This window comes from Pseudomonas sp. B329 (assembly GCF_023127835.1).
Taxonomy (GTDB): domain Bacteria; phylum Pseudomonadota; class Gammaproteobacteria; order Pseudomonadales; family Pseudomonadaceae; genus Aquipseudomonas; species Aquipseudomonas synxantha_A.
In genome coordinates this window covers 132,408-142,691 of the sequence record NZ_SPKP01000016.1, presented here as the reverse complement: position 1 = coordinate 142,691, position 10,284 = coordinate 132,408, and the positions used below count along the sequence as shown (strand labels likewise).

Here is a 10,284-nt window from a genome sequence, read left to right as displayed (position 1 = left end):
TGGCGGATTACGGGCACACCGAGCCTGGGCGAGGTGCCGAGTGGTGGGGCAAGAGCCCTTTGGTTACTTTGGGTTGGGCCGGCATTCCGGCTCTTTTCCAAAGTGACCCGCCGTCAGGCGGAACCCTAAGAGGCCGTTACCGCAGCAATGGATATGTACACAATCTAACTGTGTTGACTGCAAGGCCGCCTTCGCGAGCAAGCCCGCTCCCACAGTTTGGATCGTGGGGTGTCAGGTAGATAGATATCGACTGGCAGGCCGTCATCGCAGGCAAGCCAGCTCCCACAGGCTAAAGAATTGTTCTATATGTAGAACGATCAGGGCCAGTTTTGCCCTCTAGTGCTCAGAGGTGAGGCGAATTAAGCTGTACTCACTTTGGAGGTACATCATGAAGAAGCTAATTGGTATCTACACCAGCCCCCGCGCCCACTGGGTCGGCGATGGTTTCCCGGTACGCACGCTGTTTTCCTACGACACCATGGGCAAGCACATCAGCCCATTCCTGTTGCTGGATCACGCAGGCCCGGCTGAATTCACCCCGACTGAACAGCGTCGCGGCGTCGGCCAACACCCGCATCGCGGTTTTGAAACCGTGACCATCGTCTACGACGGCGAAGTCGAGCACCGCGATTCCACCGGTGCCGGCGGCAAAATCGGCCCGGGCGATGTGCAATGGATGACTGCAGCCAAGGGCATTCTCCACGAGGAATTTCACTCCCAAGCTTTCGCTCGTAGCGGCGGGGCGCTGGAAATGGTGCAACTGTGGGTCAACCTGCCGGCCAAGGACAAAATGGCGGATGCCGGTTACCAGACCATCGTGGATGGCGATATCCCGGTGCTGCCATTGGCTAACGACGCGGGGCAATTGCGCCTGATCGCCGGTGAGTTCGCCGGTACTCAGGGCCCGGCCCGCACCTTTACGCCGATTGACGTGTGGGACTTGCGCCTCAACGCCGGTAAGGCGGTCACGCTGGACCTGCACGCCGGGCGCAACACGGCCTTGGTGATCCTCAGCGGCACTGTGCTGGTCAACGGCAAAGAAGTCGCGCGCCAAGGGCAACTGGCGTTGTTCGAGCGTGACGGTGATCAGATCACCCTGGAGTCCAATGACGACGCCAAGGTGCTGCTGCTCAGCGGTGAACCCATCGACGAGCCCATCGTCGGCCACGGTCCGTTCGTGATGAACACCGAGCAGGAGATTCACCAGGCGTTCGCCGACTTCCAGTCGGGCAAGTTCGGGCAGATGCACACCTGACGGTTCACCGCAAAAAACCTGTAGGAGCGAGCTTGCTCGCGAAGAACTTCAACATACTGCGTTCAATCAGACAGAACGCGTTATCGTTGTGGTTTTTCGCGAGCAAGCTCGCTCCTACATTTTGTTCCCAGGGTTCTTATTTCATGCGATCTTCTCGGCATTCGCCCTGGAGTCGCCTGGATGCCCTCATTTATCGCTGATCACCCGATGTTGTGCGCCGTGGCGTTGATCCTTATCGACATTGCCGTGTGGCGCCTTATTTCCCCCAGCCTGGCCAATTGGAAACTGGCGGCGCGGCTGGTGATCTTTGCGGTATTCAGTGCCGTGTTGTTCAACGACGGCATGAACCCCATGCAAGCGGCGCCCTATGCCGACGACACCACCTTGCACCTCGCCGCCACGGCGTTGCAGATCGGCTGGTGGCTGTTCGCGGCGCGCACCCTTACGGTGTTGCTCGGCGCGGTGATGATGCAGCGGGTCGGCCATACCGGGCGTTTATTGCAGGACCTGCTGGGCGCGGTGATTTTCCTGATCGCGATCATCGCCGCCATGGCCTATGTGCTCGACCTGCCGGTCAAAGGCGTGCTGGCCACCTCCGGCGCCGTGGCGATCATTGTCGGCCTGGCGCTGCAAAGCACCTTGAGCGATGTGTTTTCCGGGATCGTCCTCAATACCACCAAGCCTTACCAGATCGATGACTGGATCTCCATCGACGGTACTGAAGGCCGCGTCACCGACATCGACTGGCGCGCCACGCGCCTGCAAACGTCCCAGGGCAGCCTGGCGGTGATCCCCAATTCCCTGGCGGCCAAAGCCAAGATCATCAACTTTTCGCGCCCGGCAGACATGTTCGGCCTGGCGGTCAGCCTGCAAGTCAGCCCCCATGCGCGCCCGCAAACCGTGATCGAGGCCCTGGAGCGTGCCATGCAGGGCTGCCGGCCGCTGCTGGCCAAGCCCGCCCCAAGCGTGGCGTTCAAGGCCTCCACCAGCGGCGGCGTGGAATATGAAATCAGTGGGTTTGTGCCGGCCATGGGCCTCAAGCGTGAAACACGCAACCAGCTTTACGACCTGGCCTATCGGCATTTGCAGGCGGCAGGTGTGGGGCTGTTGTCCTCCACCGAAGGCAGCACGCCGCCATCCGTGTCCGGCGCCCGTGCTCTGCTTGAGCGCTCATCGATCTTCTCTACCTTGCGTCAGGAAGAAAAAGACACCTTCAGCCAGAACATGACCCTGCACACCTACCGCGCCGGTGAGATGATCCTGGCGGCGGGAGAGGTCAGCGATCACCTGTTCATCATCGAGTCTGGCGTGGTCTCGGTGCTGTTGATCAAGGACGGGCACAAGTTCGAGGCCGGGCGCATGGGGCCGGGGGAGGTGATCGGTGAGTCCGGCATCCTTTCCGACCAGGCGGCACTGGCGGATTTTTCGGCCAAGACCTACTGCACGCTGTACCGCATCGAAAATGAATACCTCAAGCCGTGCCTGGACGCTCGGCATGATATCGGCGAAGCCATGAAAGCGCTGCTGGATTTCCGTCGCCATGCCGCCCAGGCCCTGACCGAAGACGTACCCGTGGTGCCGGTCAAGAAGGGTTTCATCCAGTGGCTGAGGAAGCGTGGCCTGTAGATTGGTCACCTGTTCTTCGCCCGGATTGGCTATTTCTCCAGAACGCTGCGCTGATTACTCTGCGCACCTGTCCCAACGTTCTGGAGTCTCATCATGCAAACCCGTACCGATTTCTACACCGCTTCCCCAGACGCGATGAAAGCCATGCTCGCCCTGGAAGCGGCGGTAGGCAAACTCTCCATCGAATTGCCACTGCTGGAACTGGTGCGCCTGCGCGTCTCGCAAATCAACGGCTGCGCGTTCTGCCTCGACATGCACACCGCCGATGCGCGCAAAGGCGGCGAGACCGAGCGGCGTCTGTACACCCTGTCGGCCTGGCGCGAAACGCCATTTTTCACCCCACGTGAACGCGCCGCCCTGGCCTGGGCCGAAAGCCTGACCCTGCTCAGCCACACCCACGCCCCGGATGAAGACTTCAACGCCCTGGCCGCCGAATTCAGCCCACAGGAGCAAGTCGACCTGAGCGTGGCCATCGCCACCATCAACAGCTGGAATCGCCTGGCGGTGGGGTTTCGCAAGATGCCCAAGTAAGGCATCAGTTGGCTTTGAAATAACCACGCGGGGTGCTGCCGGTCATGCCTTTGAAAAAGGCGATCAACGCACTGTCGCTGGCAAAGCCCAGTTCAAAGGCGCAGTAGCCCAGGCTGCGCCCGGTGGCGAGCAGTTCGATCACCCGCATCAGTCGCCACTGTTGGCGCCACTGCTGATACCCCAGGCCGGTCTCCCTGAGAAAAATCCGGCCAATGGTCTTGGTGCTGGCGCCAATGTGCTGCTCCAGTTCCTGCAATGTCGGTGGCAAGCGGTCGAGTTGGGCCAGCAAGGGTGCCAGGCGCTTGTCTTGCGGCAACGGCAGGAGCAGGGGCTGCTCGACCGCGTGGCGGATTTCGTCCAGGCACAGCCCAAGCAAGTGGGCATAGCGGCCGGTGTGCCAATCGGTCTCGAAGGGTGCCATAGCCATCGGTTCCAGTACGGCCCGCAGCAAGGTACTCACTTGGATCACTCGCACCTGCGCGGGTAACTGCCCGGCCAGGGCCGCGCTCACGTACACCGACCGGTAATCGACCGCGTGCTGCATCACCGCGCGATGAGGCAGGCCGCAAGGTATCCAGGCAGCGCGGGTGGGCGGCAGCAGGCACAGCTGGGTGTCCAGCGTGATGCGCGTGCAACCTTGCTGGGTGAACAGCAACTGCCCGCGCTGGTGGCGATGCATGCCGGAGTCGTGATTGCCCAGCACCGCAGCGATGCCGATCACGGGAGCGGCAAACGCGTCGGGATTGAAAGACGCAGTCGCTTCAAGCCAAGCCATGGTTTGTCCGATTTCATGGATAAAATGTCGAAGTCTGGATAATACCCCAGTTGGCGCGCCCTAGAATTCGTCCATTGTTTTTATGGATGGACCTGGTGATGAAGTCTGGAAATTTGCTGATGCTGACGATGGCCTTGCTGATGTTCCCGCAATTGGCCCAGACCCTGTACAGCCCGGCCCTGGGCGATATCGGCCGGGTCTTCGCGGTCGAGCCTGAGCGGGCGGGGCAGACACTGTCGGTGTACTTCCTGGCCTTCGCTTTTGGTGTAGTGGTATGGGGGCGCTTGAGCGATCGTTGGGGGCGGCGGCCCGTGATGCTGATCGGGCTTGGGGTTTATGCAGGCGCCTCGGCGCTGGCCTTGAATGTGACCACATTCAACGGTTTGTTGCTGGCCCAGGCGTGTGCTGCTTTCGGTGCGGCGGTGGGGTCGGTGGTCACGCAGACCGTGTTGCGTGACCGGTTCCACGGCGCTGGACTGGCCCAGGTGTTTTCGCTGATGGGCATTGCGCTGGCGGCCAGCCCCGCCATCGGGTTATTCAGCGGTGCAAGCCTGGTGGAGTGCTTCGGCTATCGTGGCGTGCTTGGCACATTGCTGCTGCTCGCACTGGGGTTGTGGGCCTGGTGCCTGTGGGCCCTGCCGGAAACACGCCCGGCATCGTTGCCCACGGCCGCCCTTGGCCAGACACTCGGATTGATGCTCAAGGATGCCGGAATCTGGCGCTCGGTCGGATTGGTGGCAGCCTTCAATATTGCGCTGTTCAGCTATTACAGCGTGGGGCCGTTTATCTTCGCGTACCTGGGGCGCTCCACTGCCGAGTTCGGCTACAGCGGCGTGCTGCTGGCGTTGGGGTCCGGCCTGGGGGCGTGGCTGAACAAAACCTTGCTCAAGCGTGGTATGGACAGCGATCAATTGGTGTTTGTCGCTGCTGCAGTGGCGGTGGTGGGGAGCCTGCTGGTACTGGCCCTGCAACACAGCTGGTTATTGGTATGGCCGATGTTGCTGGTGGTGCTGGCATTCGGCATGGCGATACCCAATGTGCTCGGCGGCGCGTTAGTCGACTACCGCGATCGCCTCGGCACTGCCGCCGCCTTGTTTGGCTTGCTGTATTACCTGGTGATTGGTGGCGGGCTGACCCTGGTGGCATGGACCCAGGACCTTGGCTGGAGCCTGTTGGTATGCAGCTTGGCGGCGTTGTGGCTGGCAACGCCGCGGGTCTTCAGAAGTTGACCGATGCACTCAGGCGCGCCGTCAGCGGTGCGCCCTGGAACAGGTAGTCATCGCCCATGTACTCGCCTGCGTCGCGCCAGTAACGCTTGTCGAACAGGTTGTCGACGCTCAGGCGAAACACCGTCTCGTACCCATCGACCTTGGTGGTGTAACGGCTGCCGACATTGACCACCGCGTAATCACCCACCTGTACATTACCGGTGCGATTGGCGTATTTCTTGGCGCTGTATTGCACGCCGCCCAGTACCGCCAGGCCATTGACCCACGGCAAGGCATAGTCGGCGTACAGGCTGGCGCGCAGCTTGGGCACGTTGATCGCCTGGTGGCCTTCATAGTCCGGCGTGCCGCTGCCGCTGACCCGCGCTCGAATCGCTGCCACGCTGGTTGCGATTTGCAGGCGGTCGGTGGCCCAGCCGTTGGCGGACAGTTCCAGGCCGGTGTTCTTCTGTTGGCCTTGCTGCAGGTAGGTGAAACCGTCACCCTCGGGCTTGGCGTATTGGTAAGCCTGGCGCGTCTGGAACACGGCAGCGGCAAAGCTGATGCGGCGCCAGTCGTATTTAACCCCGGCTTCGATTTGACGGGAGACGGTGGGGGCGAGGGTTTCATCCTGGTTTTTTGCGAACCACGGCGCCGTGCCACCCAGTGACAGGCCCTTGCTGTAGCTGGTGTACAGCGAAACGTTGTCCACTGGTTTGTAGATCAGCGAGGCCTGGGGCAGGAACACGTATTGTTGGGTGTGGCGTGTCTGGTTGCCGGTGACGCCGTCAAAGGCTTTTTCATCCAGGCGTACTTCACGGCCACCGAGGATGGTTTGCCATTGCTCGTTGAAGCGGATGCGGTCAGTGACGAACAGGCCGTACTGGCGGCTGTCGAGGTTGCGGTGGCTGTCGTTCAGCGGTTTGTCGGTAGGGGGAAAACTCGGAACTCGTTCGTCGATATTGGCGGTGCCGATAAATTCGTTGACCGACTTGCGTTTGTCGATCACCCGGCGAAAGGCGCTGGTGCCAAACGTCAGTTCGTGGCCTATGCTACCGGTGTCGAACAGGCCGGTCATGGCCGCCTGGATTTCGTCGTCGCGGCGAGTGTCGTCAGGGCTGCGGTAATCGTAGACGTCGTAATTGCCTTCGGGGCTGAAGTAGTTCGGTACGCTTGTTGAACTGCAACTGGCCGACCCGTAGCAGCCCCACGCAAACGAGCTGTAATCGTCAATCACCACCTTGCTGCGCGCCGCACTGATATTACCTTTCCACTGGTCGCTGAAACGGTACTCGAACTTGCCGTTGAGGTTCAGCGAATCAATCCCCACCTGCTTGCCGCCAGTCTGATGCCCCAGCAGCTTTTTCGGCGAGGCGTCATGGGGCACTTCCGTACCCCCCAACAGTTGATACCCCGGTACCGAACGTTGTTGCTTGTTCTGGTACTCGGCATCCAGTTGCAGCACGGCGTCGGGGCTGATGTTCCAGTCAAAGGCCAGGGACAGGAAATCGCGCTGGCCATTGGCGTGTTCCACATAGGAATTGAGGTCTTCATGGGCGACGTTGGCACGCAGGCCGAACTGCTGCTCGCTGCCAAACCAGCCGCCGACATCGGTGGCGATATAACCGCTGCCGCGATCATCGGTAGACACCGTTACCGAACGCACGTCCTCCGGCCGCTTGGTCACGTAGTTGATCACGCCACTGGGCTCGGAAATGCCGCTCTGCAAACCGGCCAGGCCCTTGAGCACTTCCACCTGCTGCTTGTTTTCCAGAGCGACGTTCTGCTCGCCGGTGATGGTGCGCCCGTTGATCTTGTAGCTGCTGGCCGCATTCAGTGAGAAGCCGCGCACCACGAAGTTTTCGTAATAGCCGATGGGCGCGTAACTGTCGCCCACCGAGGCATCGTTGCGCAGCACTTCACTGAGCAAGCGTGCCTGCTGGTCCTTGATCAAGGCTGCGTTGATCACCGTGATCGAGGCCGGAGTGTCGAGCAATGGTGCTTCGTCAAAACCGCCCACCGAAGCGGTTTCATTGCGGTAACCGGACTCATCCAGGCCCTGGACCTTCACCGCCGGCAATTGGATCTCGGCGGCCAGGCTGCTGCCGATGCCGCCACTGAGCAGCAGGCCGAGGGCAAAACGTGAAGTGACGACGGGTCGAAAACGCAGAACCATGGGCAGGGCCTTATAGCGCGGGGCGGGGGCGCATAAGCTAGGCATAACGGCCAGGTTTTACAAGCGTTCGGTACTCGCGCACACCGAGCCTGGGCGAGGTGCCGAGTGGAGGGGCAAGAACATTTGATTACTTTGCCGCTTTTGCAAGGTGACCCGCCGGTGGGCGGAACCGATAGTGGCCGTTACAGCACAATGGATATGTACTCGGTCTGGTTAAAGGTGGGAGGGGGCTTGCCCCCGATGGCGGTGGGCCAGCCCCAGATGTATTGGCTGACACTCCCTCATCGGGGGCAAGCCCCCTCCCACCTTTTTGAATGCGTTTCAACGTGAGCGCTTGAGGGTTTCGCTGGGCAGTTCCTTGAATAGTGCTCGATAGCTATTGGAAAACCGCCCCAAATGCCAGAACGACCAATTCATCGCCACCTCGGCCACGGTGGTATCCGCGCCACTCAATAGCTCCCGCCGCGCCCCATTCAACCGACGCAACCGCAACCACTGCGCCGGACTCATCCCGGTGTAGGTCTTGAACCCTTGTTGCAATTGGCGCAACGGCACACCCGCAATCTGCGCCAGTTCCAGCAGGTTGGCAGTTTCATCCGGAGCATCCGCCGCCCATTCACCGATACGCGCCATCAACCGGCGTTCTTCATTGCGTTTTTGCAAGGAACTGCCGTCCAGGCACACGCAGGCGTTGTCGAGGATAAACAGGCAATCGTCGAGCAACTGCTGGGTCAGGGCATCACGGCTGATGGGGTCGGTCAGTGCCGACAGGCGCGTAAGGGTTCCGCTGAGCCAGCGAGTGAACAGCGCGTTTTGCTGACAGGCCAGTGGCGCCATGAACAACCCTTCCAGTCTGGCCATGTCCAGCCCATGGCGCTGCACGAACTGCGGGCCGAACACCACCGCCACTTCGCGGTAGTTCTGCGGGGTGATCCAGGTATTGCGGCTTTCGCCGTTAAGCAGGTAGAGCGCGTTGTCGCTGCCATCGAAGCAGAACGACAGCGAGCCTGGCGGTGCGTTGAAGTGCTGTTCCACGCGGGTGTTCATACATTCTTCGTACACCTGCACGCCTTGCAGGTCGAGGTAGCGCACGCGCCCGGCGAAATGCCCGGGGGACATTTGCTGGTAGTGCTGCACCCAACCGGGTGTCGCACTGCATTGGGCGGTCACATCGCCGGTAGCGAAGGCCTGTACGCGCAAAGCGGTTGCCTGTGTCATGGGGAATCCGTGCGCACTCTATTGGTGCGTTGTACTGCGTGCAAAGTGGATAGATGCCGTTTCAAGGCCGGCCCAAGATAGACCTCAATGTGTCGACTGTACAAGCCGGCGCCGCATCTCACCCAAGACGAGGTCCTTATGAATGCCCCCTTCGATCAGCTCTCCACCTGGCTGAAAGAACACAAGATTACCGAAGTCGAATGCGTGATCAGTGACTTGACTGGCATTGCGCGCGGCAAAATTGCACCCACCAACAAGTTCCTGCATGAGCGAGGCATGCGCCTGCCGGAAAGTGTGCTGCTGCAAACGGTAACCGGGGACTTTGTCGACGACGACATCTACTACGACCTGCTGGACCCGGCTGATATCGACATGATCTGCCGCCCGGTGGCCAACGCCACCTACGTGGTGCCCTGGGCCATCGAGCCCACCGCCATCGTGATCCACGACACCTTCGACAAACAGGGCAACCCGATTGAACTGTCGCCGCGCAATGTGCTGAAAAAAGTCCTGCAGCTGTACACCGACCAGGGCTGGCAGCCGATTGTCGCGCCGGAAATGGAGTTCTACCTGACCCAGCGCTGCGAAGACCCGGACCTGCCGTTGAAAACCCCCATCGGTCGTTCGGGGCGTGCCGAAACCGGGCGCCAGTCATTTTCCATCGATGCCGCCAACGAATTCGACCCGCTGTTCGAAGACGTCTACGACTGGTGCGAAGCCCAGGGCCTGGACCTCGACACACTGATCCACGAAGACGGCCCGGCGCAGATGGAGATCAACTTCCGTCACGGCGACGCCCTGGACCTGGCCGATCAGATCACTGTGTTCAAGCGCACCCTGCGCGAGGCCGCGCTCAAGCACAACGTGGCCGCTACGTTCATGGCCAAGCCGGTGGCCGACGAACCCGGCAGCGCCATGCACCTGCACCAGAGCGTGGTGGAAATTGCCACCGGAAAACCGGTGTTCGTCGATGCCGACGGCAACATGAGCCCGTTATTCCTGCATCACATCGGCGGCCTGCAGAAGTACATCCCCAAGCTGCTGCCGATGTTTGCACCCAACGTGAACTCGTTCAGGCGCTTTTTGCCGGACACCTCGGCGCCGGTCAACGTCGAATGGGGTGAAGAAAACCGCACCGTCGGCCTGCGCGTGCCGACTTCCAGCCCCGAGGCGATGCGCGTGGAAAACCGCTTGCCGGGTGCCGATGCCAATCCCTACCTGGCGATCGCCGCCAGCTTGTTGTGTGGCTACCTGGGCATGATCGAGCAGATCGAGCCCAGTGCGCCGGTGGAAGGCCGTGCCTATGAGCGCCGCAACCTGCGCCTGCCGTTCACCCTCGAGGATGCCCTGGCACGCATGGAAGACTGCGACACAGTCAAGCAATACCTGGGCGAAAAATTCGTGCGCGGCTACGTCGCGGTCAAGCGCGCCGAGCATGAGAATTTCAAGCGGGTGATCAGTTCCTGGGAACGTGAATTCCTGCTGTTGAGCGTCTAAA

The 10,284-nt window shown here is 60.9% G+C and carries 8 protein-coding genes; 5 read left to right on the top strand and 3 right to left on the bottom strand.

Annotated features, from left to right (window positions below; translation table 11 throughout):
- Positions 1 to 388 precede the first annotated feature (388 nt).
- The 3 genes from E4P00_RS11300 (at position 389) to E4P00_RS11290 (ending at position 3,412) form a co-directional block, all read left to right on the top strand.
- Entirely contained in the window at positions 389 to 1,255 is an 867-nt protein-coding gene (locus E4P00_RS11300; RefSeq protein ID WP_148853888.1) for a pirin family protein, read from the top strand.
- Between the two features lie 180 nt (positions 1,256 to 1,435).
- Positions 1,436 to 2,881 carry a mechanosensitive ion channel family protein gene (locus E4P00_RS11295; protein WP_032880754.1) on the top strand — a complete coding sequence of 482 codons (1,446 nt, stop codon included), beginning with the start codon at positions 1,436 to 1,438 and terminating at the stop codon, positions 2,879 to 2,881.
- A gap of 93 nt (positions 2,882 to 2,974) precedes the next feature.
- Entirely contained in the window at positions 2,975 to 3,412 is a 438-nt protein-coding gene (locus tag E4P00_RS11290; protein ID WP_005788953.1) for a carboxymuconolactone decarboxylase family protein, read from the top strand.
- 4 nt (positions 3,413 to 3,416) lie between these two features.
- Here E4P00_RS11290 and E4P00_RS11285 read toward each other — a convergent pair whose 3' ends face one another.
- Entirely contained in the window at positions 3,417 to 4,187 is a 771-nt protein-coding gene (locus E4P00_RS11285) for a helix-turn-helix transcriptional regulator (RefSeq protein WP_032880755.1), read from the bottom strand.
- 98 nt (positions 4,188 to 4,285) lie between these two features.
- Between E4P00_RS11285 and E4P00_RS11280 the strand changes: the two genes are divergently transcribed.
- Entirely contained in the window at positions 4,286 to 5,416 is a 1,131-nt protein-coding gene (locus E4P00_RS11280) for an MFS transporter (protein WP_248131480.1), read from the top strand.
- Here the strand turns inward: E4P00_RS11280 and E4P00_RS11275 are convergent.
- Both E4P00_RS11275 and E4P00_RS11270 read right to left on the bottom strand, forming a co-directional pair.
- The gene (locus E4P00_RS11275; protein ID WP_216091591.1) at positions 5,406 to 7,568 is read right to left on the bottom strand and encodes a TonB-dependent siderophore receptor; all 2,163 of its coding nucleotides are present in this window, start codon (positions 7,566 to 7,568) and stop codon (positions 5,406 to 5,408) included. The two genes, E4P00_RS11280 and E4P00_RS11275, sit on opposite strands and share 11 nt — an antisense overlap.
- Before the next feature lie 321 nt (positions 7,569 to 7,889).
- Positions 7,890 to 8,786 (bottom strand): helix-turn-helix domain-containing protein, encoded by an 897-nt coding sequence (locus tag E4P00_RS11270; RefSeq protein ID WP_078821166.1) that lies wholly within the window; start codon positions 8,784 to 8,786, stop codon positions 7,890 to 7,892.
- Positions 8,787 to 8,924: 138 nt separating this feature from the next.
- On the opposite strand from E4P00_RS11270, the gene E4P00_RS11265 reads away from it, so the two are divergent.
- Positions 8,925 to 10,283 (top strand): glutamine synthetase family protein, encoded by a 1,359-nt coding sequence (locus E4P00_RS11265; protein ID WP_005788943.1) that lies wholly within the window; start codon positions 8,925 to 8,927, stop codon positions 10,281 to 10,283.
- The last annotated feature ends 1 nt before the right edge of the window (position 10,284 follow it).

Bases quoted from the DNA above. Each gene is read 5' to 3' on its own strand.
- E4P00_RS11300 (WP_148853888.1), top strand. From the start codon at position 389: ATGAAGAAGCTAATTGGTATCTACACCAGCCCCCGCGCCCACTGGGTC.
- E4P00_RS11295 (WP_032880754.1), top strand. From the start codon at position 1,436: ATGCCCTCATTTATCGCTGATCACCCGATGTTGTGCGCCGTGGCGTTG.
- E4P00_RS11290 (WP_005788953.1), top strand. From the start codon at position 2,975: ATGCAAACCCGTACCGATTTCTACACCGCTTCCCCAGACGCGATGAAA.
- E4P00_RS11285 (WP_032880755.1), bottom strand. From the start codon at position 4,187: ATGGCTTGGCTTGAAGCGACTGCGTCTTTCAATCCCGACGCGTTTGCC.
- E4P00_RS11280 (WP_248131480.1), top strand. From the start codon at position 4,286: ATGAAGTCTGGAAATTTGCTGATGCTGACGATGGCCTTGCTGATGTTC.
- E4P00_RS11275 (WP_216091591.1), bottom strand. From the start codon at position 7,568: ATGGTTCTGCGTTTTCGACCCGTCGTCACTTCACGTTTTGCCCTCGGC.
- E4P00_RS11270 (WP_078821166.1), bottom strand. From the start codon at position 8,786: ATGACACAGGCAACCGCTTTGCGCGTACAGGCCTTCGCTACCGGCGAT.
- E4P00_RS11265 (WP_005788943.1), top strand. From the start codon at position 8,925: ATGAATGCCCCCTTCGATCAGCTCTCCACCTGGCTGAAAGAACACAAG.